The following is a 20,220-nucleotide window of genomic DNA, read 5'->3' on the forward strand; positions in this document are numbered from 1 at the left end:
GGCATGGGTTAAACTTCTTAACATCTAAGCGCAGAATAATGACTGCGGCAACCGCTTTTGTCTCTGGTTACTGCTGATTTCGCAAAAAAAAACGCAGCAGGTAGCATCAGCGCAAACGGGTACGTTACATGTAGGCCGGATAAGACGTTTATGCCGCTATCCGGCATGACCTCCACGATGAGGTCTGATATCGCTGTGCTTACCAGGCCTACGGTTGACGATTAGCGCATAATTTTATCGCCACGGGAGAGTCCCACCACACCGGAACGAGCAACTTCCACAATTTTGGCGACTTCACGTAGGGTTGCCAGAAACGCATCCAGCTTGTCGCTGGTGCCCGCCAGTTGTACTGTGTAGATAGACGGCGTCACGTCGATGATTTGCCCGCGGAAAATCTCCGTGTTGCGTTTCACCTCCTCCCGGCCATAACCGCTGGCCTGGATTTTCACCAGCATGATTTCTCGTTCAACGTGGGCACCCTGCCCCAGCTCGCTAACGCGCAGAACATCCACCAGTTTGTGGAGCTGCTTTTCGATCTGCTCAAGGACTTTCTCGTCCCCTACCGTCTGAATCGTCATCCGCGATAAGGTCGGGTCATCGGTCGGCGCGACGGTCAGGCTTTCAATGTTGTAACCACGCTGGGCGAAGAGGCCAATCACCCGCGATAATGCACCCGACTCGTTTTCCAGCAATACTGATAATATCCGGCGCATAATCAGGTCCTCTCCGTTTTGCTTAGCCACATTTCATCCATCCCACCCCCACGAATCTGCATCGGGTAGACATGCTCACTGCCGTCGACGGTGACGTCGACAAACACCAGGCGATGGTTACGCACATGCTCCAGCGCTTCACCCAGCTTGCTCTCCAGTTCATCTGGATGATTAATCTGGATACCGATATGCCCATAAGCCTCAGCAAGGCGCACAAAATCGGGCAGCGACTGCATGTAAGACTGGGAGTGACGCCCGGAGTAGATCATGTCCTGCCATTGTTTGACCATGCCGAGATAACGGTTGTTAAGGTTGAGCACCAGCACCGGCAGTTCATACTGCAGCGCCGTCGACAGCTCCTGGATATTCATCTGAATGCTGCCATCCCCGGTGACGCACACTACCGTTTCATCCGGCAACGCCATTTTCACCCCTAACGCCGCGGGTAAACCGAATCCCATCGTGCCGAGGCCGCCTGAGTTAATCCAGCGACGCGGTTTATCGAACGGATAATAAAGTGCGGCAAACATCTGATGCTGGCCAACGTCAGAGGTCACATACGCCTCCCCTTTCGTCAGACGCCAGATGGCTTCAATCACCGCCTGCGGCTTAATGCTTTCGCTTTGCGTGTCATATTTCAGACACTGACGGGCGCGCCAGTGCTCAATCTGTTGCCACCAGTCACGGTTATCATCCAGTGGCTGCTGTGATTTCTCCTGCTCCAGCAGTTCGAGCATTTGATCCAGCACCAGACGGGCATCACCCACAATCGGAATATCCGCAGTAACGGTTTTAGAAATAGAGGTCGGATCGATGTCGATATGCAGCACGGTCGCATTCGGACAATATTTTGCCAGGTTATTCGTCGTTCGATCGTCAAAGCGAACGCCGACAGCAAAGATCACATCGGAATGATGCATGGTCATATTCGCTTCGTAGGTACCGTGCATCCCTAACATACCCAGCGCCTGACGATGCGTGGCCGGAAACGCGCCCAACCCCATTAGCGAGGAGACAACCGGCAGATTCAGCGCTTCAGCAATCTGAGCTAACTGCTCATGGCAAGCAGCATTGACCGCTCCACCGCCCACATAGACAACCGGTTTCTTCGCCGCGACCAGCGTCTGTAGCGCCCGTTTGATCTGTCCCTTATGTCCCGTCGTCGTCGGATTATACGAGCGCATACTCACCGAGTCCGGCCAGCTATAAGGCAGTTTCTTCGCCGGATTCAGAATATCCTTCGGCAAATCCACCACCACCGGTCCTGGGCGACCGCTTGCTGCCAGCCAGAAGGCTTTTTTCAGCACCTGTGGGATATCTTCCGTTTGTTTGACCAGGAAGCTGTGTTTTACCACCGGGCGGGATATACCTACCATGTCGCACTCCTGGAAGGCATCGTAGCCAATCAGCGACGTTGCGACCTGTCCGGAGAGGATCACCAGCGGAATGGAATCCATGTAAGCCGTTGCGATTCCGGTAATCGCGTTGGTCGCCCCCGGTCCGGAGGTAACTAATACAACACCCACTTCTCCCGTGGCGCGCGCAAGGCCATCAGCCATATGTACCGCAGCTTGTTCATGGCGAACCAGCACATGATCAATACCGCCGACCGTATGCAGCGCATCATAAATATCGAGAACGGCCCCCCCGGGATAACCGAATACCTGCTTCACACCCTGATCGATGAGCGATCGGACGACCATCTCGGCTCCAGACAACATCTCCATGGCTTGCCTCACTCTTATAATGAATTACGGTTTAACAACACATTAACCGCTGACGATGACGCATGGCAATTGACTCCGAAGGGGTGGCACTGGAGTAAATAAGAATAAAAAGGAGGAAAGACGCGAATAAACGGAGAATTAAACCAGCATAAGCAATCAGTATGATAAAAAATCGCTTAAAAATGGGAGCTTACAGCAATTACTCTATTTTTTGACACTTTTGGACAGACGTAAAAAATAGAGTTCAGCATAAAATTTCAGTTATAAACTTAAAAGCAGAATAAACAGGATGTACCGCCCGGTTTACTCTGCCAAATGCTACTGCTTACAAACGGAGACTAACAGCTCTTCCATCCATTGATGCCCTTTATCCCGGCCTGCGGCTTCATGCCATGAAAGATAGCATGTGCGGCTGTTCAATTTTAACGGTAAAGGCAAGATCTGTAGTTCTAAAGAATCGGCAAATTCTTCTGCTAACCAACGTGGCGCAATAGAGACCAAATGCGTTTGCGACACAATATTAAGAACGCTAATTAATGCCATGCCCTGATAAGCCACGCAGGATTGTTTATCCGGTGTGTCATACCACGGTTGGCTGAATGATGCGAAGCGATCAAGTGACACCACCGCATGCTGTTCATTATAGACATCACTTTCCAGTAAAGGGCCGCTAATGCGCGGATGCTTTTTACTTGCCACTAACACCATTTCGTCATTGAATAACGGAATACTAGTAAATTCAGGACGTCGGAACTCTTCATAGCTAATAACGAATTCAGTTTCCTGGTAACGTAATTGATGCTCTGTATTTTGATTGAGTGAAGATTTAAATACGACATGAATGTTTGGTGCAACTTGCTCAACCCGATTATAAATCAATGACGTCAGGATATTATCCAATGGGCTGCACACGCAAAGATTGAATACGCGTTCGCTGCTGGCTGGTTCAAAGCCCGATCCAGGCAGTTCATTTTGCACTAATTGCAATGCCTGGCGAACAGAACCAAATAGCTGGAAGGCTCTTGCTGTCGGCTGGATACCGCGTCCATAACGAACAAAAAGCTCATCATTAAACATCACTTTCAGGCGCGCAACCGCATTACTGACAGCGGGTTGCGACATCCCCAAAGTATGCGCGGCACGGGTAATGTTTTGTTCTTGCATCACCGCATCAAAGACGGTTAATAAATTAAGATCAACCATGCGAAGCTGTGGCTTCCCCATATCTATAATATTTGTTTTATCTATTATTTTTACTTCTGGCATATTTAACTCCACTGTCACTCTAAACTCCCTTTTCCCAGACGGAGTGAAGAAATAATCTCCGTTAATATGATTTACCATACATATAAGATGAGAAAAAGAAAAAACATTAAAATTAGGAAAACATAAAGGCACAAACCTAAATGAACAAAAGACCAATGCGAGCGCAGTGTGGCAGGTGTCACTGCACGGTGATTCATATGTTTAAATTTCAAAAACAATATAACCATAAGCGCGGCGAATACACAATCATACATACAGTGAATGTATATTTAAGTTTTAATTAAATGTTTATATTATTAATACATTAAAAGTTAACATTAATTTATCAATTATGTGGTATCACACCGTTCCAACCCATTCATAGTCACTATAAAAACAAATAAATCATGAGGATAAAAAATCCCAGAGGCGGAGTTTTCTCCAGTTCGCCGTTACAATAAATGCAAATAATTATGCTCAAATATGTCAAACCATGAAAAACATGTACAACCATCAACTGATTAATTTTATGTACCCCAAAAAATTCAGCACAATTCGCTTAAGTTTTGCCGAAACTTCCCCCCTCAAGTGAGGCATTTGCTAGGGTGAGGGTTGACATCAGTCTTCATATCCAGTACCACTAAAAGCATATCGCATTCGCCTGGAGCTTAATTGATGACTTACATTGCTCGTTTCAACGGTCTACTACTACTAAACGCATCTTCATTGCGCGGTAGACTGGTGGACGACATTCAGCATTAAGTCAGCTCCAGTTAAGACAAAAACCCGCGCCGTTGCGCGGGTTTTTTTATGCTCGAAGCAAGGCGCCCTAAGAAACCAAGGACCTAAACCATGAGCCAGCAAGTCATTATTTTCGATACCACCTTACGCGATGGTGAACAAGCGTTACAGGCAAGCCTGAGTGTGAAAGAAAAACTGCAGATTGCGCTGGCCCTTGAGCGTATGGGCGTTGACGTGATGGAAGTGGGTTTCCCCGTTTCTTCACCGGGCGACTTTGAGTCAGTTCAGACCATTGCTCGTCAGGTTAAAAACAGCCGCGTTTGCGCCTTAGCACGCTGCGTAGAAAAAGATATCGATGTTGCCGCAGAATCGCTGAAAGTTGCTGAAGCTTTCCGTATTCATACCTTTATCGCCACCTCGCCGATGCACATCGCGACGAAATTACGCAGTACGCTGGATGAGGTCATTGAGCGCGCGGTCTACATGGTTAAGCGTGCGCGTAATTATACCGATGACGTGGAGTTCTCCTGCGAAGATGCAGGCCGTACCCCTATCGCCGATCTGGCTCGCGTTGTTGAAGCTGCTATTAACGCGGGTGCCAAAACCATTAACATCCCCGATACCGTCGGTTACACCATGCCTTTCGAATTTGGGGCAATCATTTCTGGCCTGTATGAACGCGTACCAAATATCGATAAAGCCATCATCTCCGTACACACCCATGATGATTTAGGTTTGGGCGTCGGCAACGCGCTGGCAGCCGTTCACGCCGGAGCGCGTCAGGTGGAAGGCGCGATGAACGGTATCGGCGAACGCGCCGGTAACTGCTCACTGGAAGAAGTGATCATGGCGATCAAGGTGCGTAAAGATATCCTGAATGTACAGACCCGCATCAATCACCAGGAGATCTGGCGTACCAGTCAGTTAGTCAGCCAAATCTGCAACATGCCTATTCCGGCAAACAAAGCCATTGTCGGTAGCGGCGCCTTTGCCCACTCCTCCGGCATCCATCAGGACGGCGTACTGAAAAACCGTGAAAACTACGAAATCATGACGCCAGAATCCATCGGCCTGAACCAGGTACAGCTGAACCTGACCTCCCGTTCCGGACGCGCCGCGGTGAAACACCGTATGGACGAGATGGGATATAAAGAAAATGAATACAGCCTGGACAACCTGTATGACGCATTCCTGAAACTGGCGGATAAAAAAGGTCAGGTATTTGATTACGACCTGGAAGCGCTGGCCTTCATTAATAAACAGCAGGAAGAGCCAGAGCATTTCCGTCTGGATTACTTCAGCGTGCAGTCCGGCTCAAACGACATCGCCACCGCCTCCGTCAAGCTGGCCTGCGGTGAAGAAGTTAAAGCCGAAGCGGCGAACGGTAACGGTCCAGTCGATGCTATTTATCAGGCTATCAACCGTGTAACTGAGTACAACATCGAACTGGTGAAATACAGCCTGACCGCCAAAGGGCACGGTAAAGATGCTCTGGGTCAGGTGGATATCGTTGCCAACTATAACGGTCGTCGTTTCCACGGCGTCGGTCTGGCGACAGATATCGTCGAATCTTCTGCTAAAGCGATGGTGCATGTGCTGAACAACATCTGGCGCGCCGAAGAAGTCGAAAAAGAATTGCAACGCAAAGCTCAGAACAACGAGAACAACAAGGAAACCGTGTGATGTCGAAGAATTATCATATTGCTGTTTTGCCGGGTGACGGTATTGGCCCGGAAGTGATGGCGCAAGCCCTGAAGGTACTGGACGCAATCCGCAACCGCTTTAATATGCGCATTACCACCAGCCACTACGACGTGGGTGGTGCCGCTATCGATAACCACGGTCAGCCGCTGCCACCTGCAACGGTTGAAGGCTGTGAACAAGCTGACGCCATTCTGTTTGGCTCCGTTGGCGGCCCGAAATGGGAAAACCTGCCGCCAAACCAGCAGCCAGAGCGTGGCGCACTGCTGCCATTGCGTAAACACTTCAAATTATTCAGCAACCTGCGCCCGGCTAAGCTCTACCAGGGGCTGGAAGCGTTTTGCCCTCTGCGCGCAGATATTGCCGCGAACGGTTTCGACATCCTGTGCGTACGCGAACTGACTGGCGGGATTTACTTCGGTCAACCAAAAGGCCGCGAAGGCAGCGGACAACATGAAAAAGCCTTTGATACCGAGGTTTATCACCGTTTCGAGATCGAACGTATTGCGCGTATCGCGTTTGAATCCGCTCGCAAACGTCGCCGTAAAGTTACGTCGATTGATAAAGCTAACGTACTGCAAACGTCTATTCTGTGGCGCGAAATTGTCAATGAAATTGCTAATGAATACCCGGACGTTGAACTGGCGCATATGTACATCGACAACGCGACTATGCAATTAATTAAAGATCCATCCCAGTTCGACGTGTTGCTGTGCTCTAACCTGTTTGGTGACATTCTGTCTGATGAGTGCGCCATGATCACCGGTTCAATGGGCATGTTACCGTCCGCCAGCCTGAATGAGCAGGGTTTTGGTTTGTACGAGCCTGCTGGCGGTTCAGCTCCGGACATCGCCGGGAAAAACATTGCCAACCCTATCGCCCAGATCCTGTCGCTGGCGCTGTTGCTGCGCTACAGCCTGGATGCCAATGATGCGGCAACCGCAATTGAGAGCGCCATCAACCGCGCATTAGAAGAAGGCATTCGCACCGGTGACTTAGCCCGTGGCGCTGCCGCAGTCAGTACCGATGAAATGGGCGACATCATTGCCCGTTACGTCGCAGAAGGGGTGTAATCATGGCCAAAACGTTGTACGAAAAATTGTTTGATGCGCACGTCGTCTTTGAGGCGCAAAACGAAACCCCACTGTTGTACATCGACAGGCATCTGGTGCATGAAGTGACCTCTCCGCAGGCGTTTGATGGTCTGCGCGCGCATGGCCGTCAGGTGCGCCAGCCAGGTAAAACCTTTGCCACCATGGATCACAACGTCTCTACCCAGACCAAAGATATCAACGCGTCGGGTGAGATGGCACGCATCCAGATGCAGGAGCTGATTAAGAACTGTAACGAATTTGGCGTCGAGCTGTACGACCTGAACCATCCGTATCAGGGTATCGTTCACGTGATGGGGCCAGAACAAGGCGTGACGTTGCCGGGTATGACCATCGTCTGCGGCGATTCCCACACCGCTACACACGGCGCGTTCGGCGCACTGGCGTTTGGCATTGGCACCTCTGAAGTTGAACACGTTCTGGCGACGCAGACCCTGAAACAGGGGCGCGCCAAAACCATGAAGATTGAAGTCAACGGTAAAGCAGCCGCTGGCATTACCGCCAAAGATATCGTGCTGGCGATTATCGGTAAAACCGGTAGCGCAGGCGGTACCGGACACGTGGTTGAGTTTTGTGGCGAAGCCATCCGTGCATTGAGCATGGAAGGCCGGATGACCCTGTGCAACATGGCCATTGAAATGGGCGCCAAAGCGGGTCTGGTCGCACCGGATGAAACGACATTTAACTATGTTCAGGGTCGTTTACACGCACCGAAGGGCGAGGATTTTGACCACGCGGTTACATACTGGAAAACCCTGAAAACCGACGACAACGCGACGTTTGATACCGTCGTTACCCTGCAGGCAGAAGAGATCGCTCCGCAGGTCACCTGGGGAACAAACCCGGGTCAGGTCATCTCGGTGAACGATAATATTCCCGACCCGGCGTCATTTGCCGATCCCGTTGAGCGTGCATCAGCTGAAAAAGCGCTGGCGTATATGGGGCTGAAACCGGGTATTCCGTTAACGGAAGTGACTATCGATAAAGTGTTCATCGGTTCCTGCACCAACTCGCGTATTGAAGATTTACGCGCCGCGGCAGAAATCGCCAAAGGGCGCAAAGTTGCGCCGGGTGTGCAGGCACTGGTGGTGCCGGGCTCTGGTCCAGTGAAAGCGCAGGCGGAAGCAGAAGGTCTGGATAAGATCTTTATCGAAGCCGGTTTTGAATGGCGTTTACCGGGCTGTTCCATGTGCCTGGCGATGAACAATGACCGCCTGAACCCAGGCGAACGCTGCGCATCCACCAGCAACCGTAATTTTGAAGGTCGTCAGGGCCGCGGTGGTCGCACGCATTTAGTCAGCCCGGCCATGGCCGCCGCTGCCGCCGTAACCGGTCATTTTGCCGACATTCGCAGCATCAAATAAGGAAACTACCATGGCAGAGAAATTTACCCAGCATACCGGCCTGGTTGTCCCACTGGATGCCGCCAACGTTGATACCGACGCAATTATCCCTAAACAGTTTTTGCAGAAGGTTACGCGCACCGGTTTTGGCGCCCATCTGTTTAACGACTGGCGTTTCCTGGACGAAAAGGGCCAACAGCCGAATCCTGAGTTCGTTTTAAACTTCCCGGAATATAAAGGGGCATCAATTCTGCTCGCACGGGAAAACTTTGGCTGCGGCTCTTCACGCGAACATGCGCCGTGGGCACTGACCGATTACGGCTTTAAAGTTGTTATCGCACCAAGCTTCGCCGACATCTTCTACGGCAACAGTTTCAATAACCAACTGTTGCCGGTGACCCTGAGCGACGCGCAGGTAGATGAAATGTTCGCGCTGGTGAAAGCCAATCCGGGCATTAAATTTGAAGTGGATCTGGAAGCGCAGGTGGTGAAAGCAGGCGATAAGTCCTACAGCTTTAAAATTGACGACTTCCGCCGCCACTGCATGCTGAACGGTCTGGACAGCATCGGGCTGACGCTGCAGCATGAAGCGGCCATCACCGAGTACGAAGACAAGCAGCCAGCGTTTATGCAGTAATCTCTTCCGCTGGTCACCGCACTGTGGCCAGCCCTTTCTCTTCGCCTAAAGCGTATCGCCGTAATAGATTTGGTAGCCAAGATTGACGCTGCCCGGCGCATCTTTCCCGTTCAAACGCTTAATCAGAATATCCGCCGCCGTTTTGCCAATCTCAAAGCGTGGCGTAATCACGCTGGCGATTTTTTGCAGCCGCGCACGACCAATTTCCAGCCCGTGGAAACCGGCAATCGCCATTTTTCCCGGCACATCGTACTGCTGTGCCTGACACTCCAGCAGCGCGCCAACCGCCAGGTCATCGTTGGTACAGAAAATAGCGTCAATATCCGGCTTTTCCCCCATCGCCTGCTGGAACATCTTGCGTCCCAGCGCCACCGACGAAATAGTTTTTGGCGCCAGGTGGTACGCTTCCAGTCCCTGCGCCGCCAGCGCTTTCTCGGTGCCGCGAAAACGGCTGAGGTCTCGGGGGTCATCCATCGAGCCAAAGAAAGCAATGCTGCGTTTACCGCTGTCAATAAAAGCCTGCGTCATTTCAAACGCGGCTTTTTCGTTATCAAACCCAACCTGTATATCAAGATACTGGCCGCTAATATCCATCAGTTCCGCCACCGGTACGCCGCTGGCGCGCACGTACTGGATCATCCGCTCGGTATGCAGCTTTCCCGTGAGGATCAGGCCGTCGATATTGTAAGAGAGCAAGTTCAGCACCTCACGTTCTTCACGCTCGGCATCATATTCGTAGTTGGCGATCAGCGTCTGGTACTGGCAGGCCGAGGTGACGGATTCAATCCCCGCCAGCACGTCGGCAAAGATCTGATTACGAAACGAGGGGATCAGCACACCAATGGTTTTGCTGCGTGCGTTGAGCAGAATTTCCGGGGCGCGGTTGGGGATGTAGTTGTTCTCTTCCATCACTTTCGAAATCAATTCGCGGCTGCGTTGCGACACCTGATTCGGGTCACGCAGATAACGGCTGACCGTCATCTTATTCAGCCCGGCCAGATTAGCGATATCCTGTAATGTCATCCGATTGTTTTTCATGAGGTTCTCTACGACCAACAGCCCATTATGCTCGCAGAGAACCTTATCACAGCCGGTTAGCGACTGCACTCCTCTCTCAACCTTAACGCGTAGCCATCTCAGCCGACGGCGACGTGGTTTCATTTTGCGCACGAACGCAGTACATCAGCACCACCGACGCCAGCAGAGCAATCGCCATGAAGGTGTAGGAGACGCCCGGCCCGCCGGTCACGCCGTTGAGGTAACCCACCAGCCACGCGCCGAGGAATGCCCCTAACGCGCCAAAACTGTTGATCATCCCCATCGACACGCCGGAGACGTTGCGTGGCAGCAGTTCGGGGATCAGCGCAAAGAACGGCCCGTAAGGCGCATACATACAGGCGGCGGCCACAACCAGCAGCGCGTAGGAGAGCCAGAAGGACTGGTTGCCCAACAGCCACGAGGCAAAGAACGCGATAGCGGCAATCAACAGCAGCGGCCAGATAAACAGTTTACGGTTCTGGAACTTATCGGACAGCCAGGAGACGGTCAGCATCAGGCAAATCGCCGCCAGATACGGCACCGCTGCCAGCCAGCCCACCGCCACGATGTCCATCTGAGCTGCATTTTTGAGGATTGACGGCATCCACATCATGAAGCCATACACCCCGATGCTCCACAGCGCATGCACCGCGCAAAGCATAATGACGCTGCGTGAACGCATCGCTTCACCGTAGTTACGCATCGGTTTGATGTCGCGCTGCTCGCGATCCATCGCCTGCTGTAATGCCTGTTTCTCCTGCTCGCTCAACCAGCCCGCATCCGCCGGTTTGTCGCGTACCAGAATCACCCAGCAGAACGCCCAGATCACCGCCGGGATACCTTCGATAATAAACATTTCGCGCCAGCCCCAGGCTTCAATCAGGTAGCCGGAGACTATCGACATCCACAGCACTGTGACCGGGTTGCCGAGAATTAAAAAGGTGTTGGCGCGCGAGCGTTCAGTTTTGGTAAACCAGTTGCTGATATAAATCAGCATCGCGGGCATCACCGCCGCTTCGACGATGCCGAGAATAAAGCGGATCGCCATCAGCGTTGGGATATTGCTGACAAAGCCGGTCGCCGCGGCACAAAGCCCCCAAAGGATCAGGCTGTAAAAAATCATTTTGCGCACGCTATGCTTAACGGCGTACATCGCGCCCGGCACCTGGAAAAAGAAGTAGCCCAGGAAGAATAACGCGCCAATTAACGATGCAGTTCCCTGAGTAATCCCCAAGTCATGTTCAATACCCGCGGCAGCGGCAAAGCCGTAATTGGCGCGGTCAAGATAAGCTAAGCTGTAGGTAATAAAAATAATCGGCATTAAATACCACCAGCGACGTGCTGGCAGTTTTGCGAGCATATTCATACTCACTCCTTGGATTATTGTTTTCGCTGGCAAGCCACGACTGCGGCCCATTATTTATCAGACCGCGGCGAGCATGCCGCCGTCCACAAACAGAAGATGCCCATTCACAAAGTCAGAAGCGGGCGCGGCAAGATAAACCGCCGCGCCGATCAGCTCCTCCGGGTTACCCCAGCGAGCGGCGGGCGTGCGCTGGAACAGCCACGCGGAGAATGCTTCATCGTTGACCAGCGCGGTGGTCATGTCGGTGGCGAAATAGCCGGGAGCAATGCCGTTGACCTGAATATTGTATTCCGCCAGTTCCACGCACATGCCACGGGTTAACATTTTGACCGCGCCTTTTGACGCCGCGTATGGGGTAATGGTTTTACGACCTAATTCGCTTTGCATTGAGCAGATATTAATAATCTTCCCGCGGCGGCGTTGCACCATGTAGCGGGAAACCTGCTGCGACACCAGAAAGACCGATTTCTGGTTTACATCAATCACTTTGTCCCATTCAGCCTCCGGGAATTCGGTGAAGGGATAACGACGCTGAATTCCGGCGTTGTTAATTAAAATATCAATGGCCCCAACTTCCTTTTCGATTTGCGCGATGGCGCGCGCCACCTCTTCCCCGTTGGTGACATCAAATCCATAGCCAACGGCGCGATAGCCTTCGGCCACCAGTTTGTCCGCCGCCGCCTGAGCACGCTGCTGGGTAATATCGTTAATCACAATCTCAGCACCGTGCGCCGCCAGACCGTTGGCCAGCAGGTTACCAATGCCCTGCGCGGAACCGGTAATCAGCGCGCGTTTACCGGTCAGGTCGAATAGGTTTTTCATAAAAAACTCCTTTTTTAATAACTGTTACGCGTAACTGTATACGCGTAACAGTAGAAAAAAGAAGATCCAGGAAGAGGAAAATGATCGTTATGTGATCAACATTACATTTACGTGCAAGATGAAAAAAAGAGGGATAGACCTGATAAGCGTAACGCGATCAGGCCGTAAGGAGAGGTTACCGGATGGCGGCGTAAACGCCTTATCCGGCCTACAAAAACGACAAAAGCGAATACGAAATGTCGTCCGGTCGAGCACAGCGACGCCGGGATTGCACCGGACTAAACATCCTTCACCCGCCCGGTCATCCACAGCGTCACCACCGAAATCACCGCAATTACCCAATAGACGGCATAGTGACCGTAGCTTTGCGCAACAGCCCCCTGAATCACCCCTGCCAGAATGACTCCCGTTGAAATACTGTTGGTAAATAATGTGGTCGCTGATCCCGCACGTCCGGGCATCAGATCCTGAAACCACAGCATGCCTATCCCGGCGATAATACCGATAAATACCGCGTTAAACAGTTGCAGCACCAGCAGCGCCGTACGGCTGTGAAAGAAGATCAAACCAAGATAAAACAGCACGCCTGCCGCGACGGCCGCGATCATCATTCGCCGTTTGCCAAAGCGCTTCACGTAATAGCCCGCAAGAATCATCGCCGGAATTTCCAGTCCAGCTGCCGTCCCCATTAGAATCCCGGCCAGCTTGTCCGGCAAGCCCAGTTCGAGGCTTATCCACAGCGGCATATCGATGATGTACATGGTGTTGCAGGTCCACATCAGCGTGGAGGCAATAAACAACATACGCACATTTTTGTCCTGCCAACCGCCGGTCTGTTCCAGCGGCACGTCTACAGGCTGCTCCACCCGGGCAACTGACGGCAGTATCAGCGCAATCAGCACCAGGCTAATGGCAAAAATCCCTGCGGCAATGGAAAACATCGCCGTAAAGCCGTAATTCAGCGCCAGCATAAAAGCCAGCGGAGGGCCAATTACCCAGGCCAGTGAAAGCTGCGCACGCATCACCGAGCTAAACATCACCACTTCACGCGCGGAGTTATCAGCATATTCCCGCGCCAGCGCAAACAGCTGCGGCATGGCGGTATTCGCCAGCGAGGCCAGCAGCACACCGCAGGTGATCAGCGTAAGATAGTGACGATTAAAGGCAAACAGCAACGCATTGCCAATTGCCATCAGGCAGCAGAACATGATCAACTTACGTCGATCGCCCTGGCTGTCAGATCGTTTCGCAAGGCCAAGGCTGACGACGATCCCGACAATCGCATTGACGGTGTAAAACAGCCCGACCCAAAATGGCTGCGCCCCGACTTCACGGCTCAGGAACAGACTCAGCGTGGGTGCCTGCAATGCCCCCGCCACGCCCATCATAAAAGCGACCAGCATAAATGCCGCGTAAACGCCGTTGAGGCGCCGTCCCATGGTCATAATCCAGAGCATATCTTTCCTTTTAAGCGCAGCTGAAACGAAAAAAGCCAGCAGATAATACCTGCTGGCGCGGCGATTAACACCAATACTCAGTCACACATGATGTCTGCAATTTCCAATTCAGGAGTCAGATGTCATCTCCCACTGCATCAGCTCTTCGAGCATCTTTAAGCGCTGCGGGGCACTCGGGCAAGCCAACCAGGACGATTTTTCTGTCGCGGTAAAGTACTTCAACCAGAACTGACGCATAGATGACCCCTTCGTTGTCTCATCGCTTCATCGGAATCTATTATTGGCTTAATATAGGGATTATAAAATTGCTGAGTTTTCCGCAGGAGTTCCCCTTTTATGTCTTCTGGTCGTTTGCAACAACAGTTCATCCGTCTGTGGCAATGCTGTGACGGTAAGACGCAAGACACGACGCTCAACGAGCTGGCGGATCTACTGAGCTGCTCGCGTCGCCATATGCGTACGCTGCTTAATACCATGCAGGATCGTGGCTGGTTGACGTGGGAAGCTGAAGTTGGACGAGGTAAACGCTCGCGACTGACATTCCTCTATACCGGGCTGGCGCTCCAGCAGCAGCGCGCGGAAGACCTACTGGAACAGGATCGTATCGATCAACTGGTGCAGCTTGTCGGTGACAAAACGGCCGTCCGGCAAATGCTGGTCTCCCACCTTGGCCGCAGCTTTCGCCAGGGTCGGCATATCATGCGCGTTCTCTATTATCGCCCGATGCACAACCTGCTCCCCGGTACGGCATTACGCCGCTCCGAAACCCATATCGCCCGCCAAATCTTCAGTGCCTTAATTCGGGTAAATGAGGAAAATGGGGAACTGGAAGCGGACATTGCCCATCACTGGCAGCAAATTTCACCTTTGCATTGGCGATTCTTCCTGCGCCCGGGGATCCATTTTCATCATGGCCGCGAGCTGGAAATGGAAGATGTTATCGCCTCGCTGAGGCGCATTAACACCCTGCCACTGTACTCACACATCACGCAAATAGTTTCTCCCACGGCCTGGACGCTGGATATCCATCTGGCCCAGCCAGACCGCTGGCTTCCCTGGCTATTGGGGCAGGTCCCGGCCATGATCCTGCCGCGAGAATGGGAAACGCTAAACAACTTTTCCAGCCACCCGATTGGTACCGGTCCGTATGCGGTAATGCGCAACACCAATAACCAACTGAAAATTCATGCATTTGATGATTACTTTGGCTACCGGGCGCTAATCGACGAAGTTAATGTTTGGGTATTACCCGATATCGGAGAAGAGCCTGGCGGCGGGTTGACGCTAAAAGGTCCCACAGAGGATGAAAAGGCGATCGAAAGCCGCCTCGAAGAAGGCTGCTACTACCTGATGTTTGATGCGCGTAGCCACCGTGGCGCTAATCAGGAGGTTCGCGAGTGGGCAAGCCGCGTTCTCTCGCCAACAAATTTAATCTGCCACGCCGATGAACAGTACCAGCGGTTGTGGTTTCCCGCCTACGGTTTGCTTCCCCGCTGGCATCACGCCAAACCTGGCCATGGTGAAAAACCCGCCGGGCTGGAAACGCTGACGATCACCTACTATCGCGATCATATCGAACACCGGATTATCGCGCAGATCATGAAAACGTTGCTGGCGCAGCATCAGGTACAGTTGAATATTCAGGAGATCGACTACGATCAATGGCATGCAGGTGAAATCGTCAGCGATATCTGGCTCAACAGCGCCAACTTTACCCTCCCGCTGGACTTCTCACTGTTCGCCCATTTGTGCGAAGTCCCTTTGCTGCAAAACTGTATCTCGCGGGACTGGGAAAACGATGCGGCTCGCTGGCGAACGGGCGAAATGAGCCTGGCAGCATGGTGCCAACAGCTGCTCGCCACAAAGGCCATTGTGCCATTAATCCACCACTGGCTGATCATTCAGGGACAGCGCAGTATGCGCGGGCTGCGCATGAATACCCTCGGCTGGTTTGATTTTAAATCGGCGTGGTTTGCGCCGCCGGATCCATAAGAGCCAGCTCTTAATTGCTGCCCGGCAACAAAATCACTACACTAACGCCGTTCTCAACGGGGTGCTATGCAATATGCTGGCTGAGAGATACCCGTCGAACCTGATCCGGATAATGCCGGCGAAGGGATTTGAGGCTTATCTCAAGTCCTTTGCCACCCAACTCTTGAGGTGCAAAGTGTTTAAAAAATGTCTTCCGCTTTTACTGCTATGCGCAGCGCCTGCCTTCGCTAAACCTGTACTGACCGTCTATACCTACGACTCGTTCGCAGCTGACTGGGGCCCGGGCCCGACAATCAAAAAAGCCTTTGAAGCTGACTGCAACTGCGAGCTAAAACTGGTCGCGTTGGAAGATGGCGTCTCGCTGCTTAACCGCTTGCGCATGGAAGGAAAAAACAGCAAAGCCGACGTCGTGCTGGGTCTGGATAACAACCTTCTGGAAGCCGCCACACAAACCAAACTGTTTGCCAAAAGTGGTGTTGCAAACGACGCCGTTAACGTACCCGGCGGCTGGAAAAACGATACCTTCGTTCCGTTTGACTACGGCTATTTCGCCTTCGTTTATGATAAGAACAAGCTGAAGAATCCGCCCAAAAGCCTGAAAGAACTGGTAGAGAGCGACCAAAAATGGCGCATCATTTATCAGGATCCGCGCACCAGCACGCCTGGATTGGGTCTGCTGCTATGGATGCAGAAAGTCTATGGCGATAAAGCGCCAGAGGCGTGGCAGAAACTGGCAGCCAAAACCGTCACCGTCACCAAGGGCTGGAGCGAAGCCTACGGCCTGTTCCTGAAAGGTGAAAGCGATCTGGTGCTCAGCTACACCACCTCTCCGGCCTATCACATCATCGCCGATAAAAAAGACAACTACGCCGCAGCCGACTTTAGCGAAGGCCACTATTTGCAGGTGGAAGTCGCCGCCCGTACTGCGGCCAGCAAGCAGCCGGAACTGGCCGAGAAATTCCTGAAGTTTATGGTGTCCCCGGCATTCCAGAATGCGATTCCGACCGGCAACTGGATGTATCCCGTGACGCAAGTCGCCCTGCCGCCAGGATTCGAGCAACTGAATAAACCGGCCACCGCGCTGGAATTTACGCCGCAGCAGGTTGCGACTCAACGTCAGGCATGGATTAGCGAATGGCAACGCGCCGTCAGCCGTTAATCCCCGGCTGGTTGGTTCCAGGGCTTACCGCCGCCACGCTGATGGTGGCCGTTGCCCTGGCCGCATTTCTGGCACTGTGGTTTAACGCCCCGCAGGGAGAGTGGCTCTTGCTGTGGCAAGACGACTACCTGTGGCACGTGGTGCGCTTTTCTTTCTGGCAGGCTTTTTTATCCGCTGTGCTGTCGGTTGTCCCGGCGATTTTCCTCGCCAGAGCGCTCTATCGTCGTCGTTTTCCAGGACGTCTGGCGCTACTGCGTCTGTGCGCGATGACGTTAATCCTGCCGGTGCTGGTCGCGGTATTCGGTATTCTTAGCGTCTACGGCCGCCAGGGTTGGCTGGCTTCGCTCTGGCATACATTCGGGCTGGAGTGGACGTTTTCGCCATACGGTTTGCAGGGCATTCTGCTGGCGCATGTCTTTTTCAATCTACCGATGGCCAGCCGCCTGCTGTTACAGTCGCTGGAGAATATTCCCGGCGAACAGCGGCAGTTAGCCGCTCAGTTGGGTATGCGTGGCTGGCATTTTTTCCGTTTTGTTGAATGGCCGTGGCTGCGTCGTCAGATCCTGCCCGTCGCGGCACTCATCTTTATGCTGTGCTTCGCCAGCTTCGCCACCGTTCTGTCGCTTGGCGGCGGGCCACAGGCCACCACCATCGAGCTGGCTATCTACCAGGCGCTGAATTTTGATTACGATCCTGCCCGCGCAGCCATGCTGGCGTTGATCCAGATGGTTTGTTGTTTGGCGCTGGTGCTCCTCAGTCAACGTCTGAGCCGGGCAATTGCTCCCGGCGCTACCCTGGTACAAGGCTGGCGCGATCCCGACGATCGCCTGCACAGCCGACTGGCTGACGCAATCCTGATTATTCTTGCCCTGTTGCTGTTACTGCCGCCGTTGCTGGCGGTGATTATCGATGGCTTAAACCGCCATGTTCTGGATGTACTGATGCAGCCAGTGCTGTGGCAGGCGCTGGGAACCTCGCTGCGCATCGCATTAGCAGCAGGAGCGTTATGCGTCGTACTCACCATGATGCTGTTATGGAGCAGTCGTGAACTTCGTGCCCGACAGCAACTGCTGGCAGGTCAGATGCTGGAGTTGAGCGGCATGATGATCCTCGCCATGCCGGGCATCGTGTTAGCTACCGGCTTCTTTCTGCTGCTCAATAACACCATTGGGCTTCCCGAATCTGCCGACGGTATTGTTATTTTTACCAATGCGTTGATGGCGATCCCTTACGCGCTGAAAGTGCTGGAAAACCCAATGCGTGACGTCACTGCGCGCTATAGTATGTTGTGCCAGTCGTTGGGCATTGAGGGATGGTCGCGCCTGAAAGTGGTTGAACTGCGCGCCCTGAAGCGCCCGCTGGCGCAGGCGATGGCGTTTGCCTGCGTCCTGTCGATTGGCGATTTTGGCGTAGTGGCGTTATTTGGTAATGAGGATTTCCGTACCCTGCCATTTTATTTATATCAGCAGATTGGCTCTTATCGCAGTCAGGATGGCGCGGTTACGGCGTTATTACTGCTGATCCTGTGCTTTACGCTGTTTACCGTTATTGAGAAATTGCCGGGTCGAAATGTTAAAACTGATTGATATCACATGGCTTTATCACCATCTGCCCATGCGCTTTACGCTGTCGGTCGCGCGCGGCGAGCAGATTGCAGTGCTCGGCCCCAGCGGCGCCGGGAAAAGTACGCTTTTGAATCTGATTGCCGGCTTCCTCACGCCTGCCAGCGGTACCATGATGATTGACGGTGAAGATCACACCACCACGCCGCCCTCACGCCGTCCCGTTTCCATGTTGTTTCAGGAAAATAACCTGTTCAGCCACCTGAGCGTACAGCAAAATATTGGCCTGGGCCTGAATCCGGGATTGAAGCTGAACGCATCGCAGCGGGAGAAAATGCACCACATCGCCCAACAAATGGGGATCGACTCACTGCTGGAGCGACTCCCCGGCGAGCTTTCCGGCGGGCAGAGACAGCGCGTGGCGCTGGCGCGTTGCCTGGTGCGGGAACAACCTATTTTACTGCTTGATGAACCATTCTCTGCGCTCGATCCTGCGCTGCGCCAGGAGATGCTAACGCTGGTCGCCGAGGTCTGTCGTGAGAAGCAGTTGACGTTACTGATGGTTTCTCACAGCGTAGAAGATGCGGCGCGAATTGCGTCCCGCTCGATTGTGGTCGCCGATGGGCGCATCGCGTGGCAGGGCAAAACGGACGATCTGTTAAGCGGCAACGCCAGCGCCTCGGCGCTATTGGGCATTAAAGCATAATGCGTTGCCGGATGACGGCGTGAACGCCTTATCCGGCCTGCAGGTCGCACATTTTGTAGGCCGGATAAGGCAAGCAAAGGTATCGTCAGTAACCCACCACTTTGCGCAGAATATCGATATACACCGGCATCAGCGGATGGCGCAGTAACGCCACCAGCGCGACCACGCCGATCCCGAGCGTTAACGGCGCCAGATACAGCAAACGGCTGCGGGGGAAATACGCCGTTAAGCGATCAACAGCCGCTTTGCCACTGCGCCACAGCCGCCAGCAAAACCACCCGCCCACCCAGAGCAACACCGCCGTCGCCAGCAGCAACCATTTAAAATCCCCGCTCTGCATATCAGAAGGGATATCAATTGCCGCTCCCGCCAGGATCCCCGGCAGGAAGTAGAACGGTGGCCACAGCACGCAGCCAATAATATTCGGGACGATAAATTTAGCGACAGGCAGATCCAGCATGCCTGCTACCATCGGCACCAGCGGGCGCGTCGGTCCGACAAAACGCCCCACCAGAATAGTAAACATGCTGTGCTGATGCAGGGCATGCTCGGTTTTATCCAGCAACGCCTTGTTCTTTTTCATGAACGACCAACGGTGCAATGGCTTTTTAAAGCGCCAGCCCAACCAGAAGGAGATCCAGTCCCCCAACAGACAGCCGACGATGCCCGCAAGCCAGGCATGCCAGAAGTTCAGTTCGCCGCTGCCAATCAGCGCGCCCAACCCCGCCATCATCACGGTCCCGGGCAGAATCAGACCAACCAGCGCCAGCGACTCCAAAAAAGCCACCAGAAGTACGGCGATCAGAGAGTACAGGGCGGACTGGAGAATAAAGTGTTCCAGCAATGCTTGCATAATGTGTCCGTCAAATTTACGAAGCAGGGATTTTGATAACCCCTCT

18 protein-coding genes and 1 riboswitch are annotated in these 20,220 nt (G+C 53.1%); of the genes, 9 read left to right on the forward strand and 9 right to left on the reverse strand.

What is annotated here, in order from left to right; all coding sequences use genetic code 11:
• Positions 1-221: 221 nt before the first annotated feature.
• The 3 genes from ilvN to leuO all read right to left on the reverse strand — a co-directional run bounded on the left by ilvN (position 222) and on the right by leuO (position 3,706).
• Positions 222-713, reverse strand: coding sequence for an acetolactate synthase small subunit (ilvN, locus tag OGY71_RS21330; protein ID WP_003829566.1), 492 nt, complete (start codon positions 711-713; stop codon positions 222-224).
• Between the two features lie 2 nt (positions 714-715).
• Positions 716-2,440: an acetolactate synthase 3 large subunit gene (gene ilvI, locus OGY71_RS21335; RefSeq protein ID WP_003829567.1), complete on the reverse strand. Its 1,725-nt coding sequence runs from the start codon at positions 2,438-2,440 to the stop codon at positions 716-718.
• A gap of 318 nt (positions 2,441-2,758) precedes the next feature.
• Positions 2,759-3,706 carry a transcriptional regulator LeuO gene (leuO, locus tag OGY71_RS21340; protein ID WP_020996231.1) on the reverse strand — a complete coding sequence of 316 codons (948 nt, stop codon included), beginning with the start codon at positions 3,704-3,706 and terminating at the stop codon, positions 2,759-2,761.
• Positions 3,707-4,360: 654 nt separating this feature from the next.
• On the opposite strand from leuO, the gene leuL reads away from it, so the two are divergent.
• From leuL to leuD, 5 genes are all read left to right on the forward strand, one after another.
• Positions 4,361-4,447 carry a leu operon leader peptide gene (gene leuL, locus OGY71_RS21345; RefSeq protein WP_048998978.1) on the forward strand — a complete coding sequence of 29 codons (87 nt, stop codon included), beginning with the start codon at positions 4,361-4,363 and terminating at the stop codon, positions 4,445-4,447.
• Between the two features lie 90 nt (positions 4,448-4,537).
• Positions 4,538-6,109: a 2-isopropylmalate synthase gene (gene leuA, locus OGY71_RS21350; protein ID WP_003829569.1), complete on the forward strand. Its 1,572-nt coding sequence runs from the start codon at positions 4,538-4,540 to the stop codon at positions 6,107-6,109.
• Complete coding sequence (leuB, locus tag OGY71_RS21355; protein ID WP_003829570.1) at positions 6,109-7,200, forward strand: 3-isopropylmalate dehydrogenase; 1,092 nt, start codon at positions 6,109-6,111, stop codon at positions 7,198-7,200. The genes leuA and leuB overlap by 1 nt, the downstream gene beginning before the upstream one ends.
• 2 nt (positions 7,201-7,202) lie before the next feature.
• Positions 7,203-8,603, forward strand: coding sequence for a 3-isopropylmalate dehydratase large subunit (gene leuC / locus OGY71_RS21360; protein WP_003829571.1), 1,401 nt, complete (start codon positions 7,203-7,205; stop codon positions 8,601-8,603).
• A gap of 10 nt (positions 8,604-8,613) precedes the next feature.
• Positions 8,614-9,219 carry a 3-isopropylmalate dehydratase small subunit gene (leuD, locus tag OGY71_RS21365; protein ID WP_003829572.1) on the forward strand — a complete coding sequence of 202 codons (606 nt, stop codon included), beginning with the start codon at positions 8,614-8,616 and terminating at the stop codon, positions 9,217-9,219.
• A gap of 45 nt (positions 9,220-9,264) precedes the next feature.
• Here the strand turns inward: leuD and idnR are convergent, their stop codons facing one another.
• The 5 genes from idnR to sgrT form a co-directional block, all read right to left on the reverse strand.
• The gene (idnR, locus tag OGY71_RS21370) at positions 9,265-10,257 is read right to left on the reverse strand and encodes a DNA-binding transcriptional regulator IdnR (protein ID WP_032934258.1); all 993 of its coding nucleotides are present in this window, start codon (positions 10,255-10,257) and stop codon (positions 9,265-9,267) included.
• A gap of 82 nt (positions 10,258-10,339) precedes the next feature.
• On the reverse strand, positions 10,340-11,623 hold the full coding sequence (locus OGY71_RS21375; protein ID WP_003829574.1) for an MFS transporter: 1,284 nt from the start codon (positions 11,621-11,623) through the stop codon (positions 10,340-10,342).
• 57 nt (positions 11,624-11,680) lie between these two features.
• A complete protein-coding gene (gene idnO / locus OGY71_RS21380) occupies positions 11,681-12,445 on the reverse strand; it encodes a gluconate 5-dehydrogenase (protein WP_003829575.1) in 765 nt (254 codons plus the stop codon).
• 278 nt (positions 12,446-12,723) lie between these two features.
• On the reverse strand, positions 12,724-13,902 hold the full coding sequence (locus tag OGY71_RS21385) for a sugar efflux transporter (RefSeq protein WP_003829576.1): 1,179 nt from the start codon (positions 13,900-13,902) through the stop codon (positions 12,724-12,726).
• Between the two features lie 108 nt (positions 13,903-14,010).
• Positions 14,011-14,139: a glucose uptake inhibitor SgrT gene (gene sgrT / locus OGY71_RS21390; protein ID WP_003829577.1), complete on the reverse strand. Its 129-nt coding sequence runs from the start codon at positions 14,137-14,139 to the stop codon at positions 14,011-14,013.
• A gap of 99 nt (positions 14,140-14,238) precedes the next feature.
• On the opposite strand from sgrT, the gene sgrR reads away from it, so the two are divergent.
• The 4 genes from sgrR (at position 14,239) to thiQ (ending at position 19,321) form a co-directional block, all read left to right on the forward strand.
• On the forward strand, positions 14,239-15,894 hold the full coding sequence (gene sgrR / locus OGY71_RS21395) for an HTH-type transcriptional regulator SgrR (protein ID WP_003829578.1): 1,656 nt from the start codon (positions 14,239-14,241) through the stop codon (positions 15,892-15,894).
• Between the two features lie 47 nt (positions 15,895-15,941).
• A riboswitch (TPP riboswitch) is annotated at positions 15,942-16,039 on the forward strand.
• A 30-nt stretch (positions 16,040-16,069) separates the two neighbouring features.
• Positions 16,070-17,053, forward strand: coding sequence for a thiamine ABC transporter substrate binding subunit (gene thiB, locus OGY71_RS21400; RefSeq protein ID WP_164563131.1), 984 nt, complete (start codon positions 16,070-16,072; stop codon positions 17,051-17,053).
• Positions 17,029-18,639, forward strand: coding sequence for a thiamine/thiamine pyrophosphate ABC transporter permease ThiP (gene thiP / locus OGY71_RS21405; protein ID WP_003829581.1), 1,611 nt, complete (start codon positions 17,029-17,031; stop codon positions 18,637-18,639). The genes thiB and thiP overlap by 25 nt, the downstream gene beginning before the upstream one ends.
• Complete coding sequence (gene thiQ / locus OGY71_RS21410) at positions 18,623-19,321, forward strand: thiamine ABC transporter ATP-binding protein ThiQ (protein WP_003829583.1); 699 nt, start codon at positions 18,623-18,625, stop codon at positions 19,319-19,321. The genes thiP and thiQ overlap by 17 nt, the downstream gene beginning before the upstream one ends.
• Positions 19,322-19,406: 85 nt before the next feature.
• On the opposite strand, the gene OGY71_RS21415 is transcribed toward thiQ, so the two are convergent.
• Complete coding sequence (locus tag OGY71_RS21415) at positions 19,407-20,174, reverse strand: DedA family protein (protein WP_003829584.1); 768 nt, start codon at positions 20,172-20,174, stop codon at positions 19,407-19,409.
• Between the last annotated feature and the right edge of the window lie 46 nt (positions 20,175-20,220).

This window comes from Citrobacter sp. Cpo109 (genome assembly GCF_030332565.1).
In the GTDB taxonomy this organism is placed as follows: Bacteria; Pseudomonadota; Gammaproteobacteria; order Enterobacterales; family Enterobacteriaceae; genus Citrobacter; species Citrobacter portucalensis.

Coding starts and splice junctions, on each gene's coding strand:
- ilvN (WP_003829566.1), bottom strand. CDS start 713: ATGCGCCGGATATTATCAGTATTGCTGGAAAACGAGTCGGGTGCATTA.
- ilvI (WP_003829567.1), bottom strand. CDS start 2,440: ATGGAGATGTTGTCTGGAGCCGAGATGGTCGTCCGATCGCTCATCGAT.
- leuO (WP_020996231.1), bottom strand. CDS start 3,706: ATGCCAGAAGTAAAAATAATAGATAAAACAAATATTATAGATATGGGG.
- leuL (WP_048998978.1), top strand. CDS start 4,361: ATGACTTACATTGCTCGTTTCAACGGTCTACTACTACTAAACGCATCT.
- leuA (WP_003829569.1), top strand. CDS start 4,538: ATGAGCCAGCAAGTCATTATTTTCGATACCACCTTACGCGATGGTGAA.
- leuB (WP_003829570.1), top strand. CDS start 6,109: ATGTCGAAGAATTATCATATTGCTGTTTTGCCGGGTGACGGTATTGGC.
- leuC (WP_003829571.1), top strand. CDS start 7,203: ATGGCCAAAACGTTGTACGAAAAATTGTTTGATGCGCACGTCGTCTTT.
- leuD (WP_003829572.1), top strand. CDS start 8,614: ATGGCAGAGAAATTTACCCAGCATACCGGCCTGGTTGTCCCACTGGAT.
- idnR (WP_032934258.1), bottom strand. CDS start 10,257: ATGAAAAACAATCGGATGACATTACAGGATATCGCTAATCTGGCCGGG.
- OGY71_RS21375 (WP_003829574.1), bottom strand. CDS start 11,623: ATGAATATGCTCGCAAAACTGCCAGCACGTCGCTGGTGGTATTTAATG.
- idnO (WP_003829575.1), bottom strand. CDS start 12,445: ATGAAAAACCTATTCGACCTGACCGGTAAACGCGCGCTGATTACCGGT.
- OGY71_RS21385 (WP_003829576.1), bottom strand. CDS start 13,902: ATGCTCTGGATTATGACCATGGGACGGCGCCTCAACGGCGTTTACGCG.
- sgrT (WP_003829577.1), bottom strand. CDS start 14,139: ATGCGTCAGTTCTGGTTGAAGTACTTTACCGCGACAGAAAAATCGTCC.
- sgrR (WP_003829578.1), top strand. CDS start 14,239: ATGTCTTCTGGTCGTTTGCAACAACAGTTCATCCGTCTGTGGCAATGC.
- thiP (WP_003829581.1), top strand. CDS start 17,029: ATGGCAACGCGCCGTCAGCCGTTAATCCCCGGCTGGTTGGTTCCAGGG.
- thiQ (WP_003829583.1), top strand. CDS start 18,623: ATGTTAAAACTGATTGATATCACATGGCTTTATCACCATCTGCCCATG.
- OGY71_RS21415 (WP_003829584.1), bottom strand. CDS start 20,174: ATGCAAGCATTGCTGGAACACTTTATTCTCCAGTCCGCCCTGTACTCT.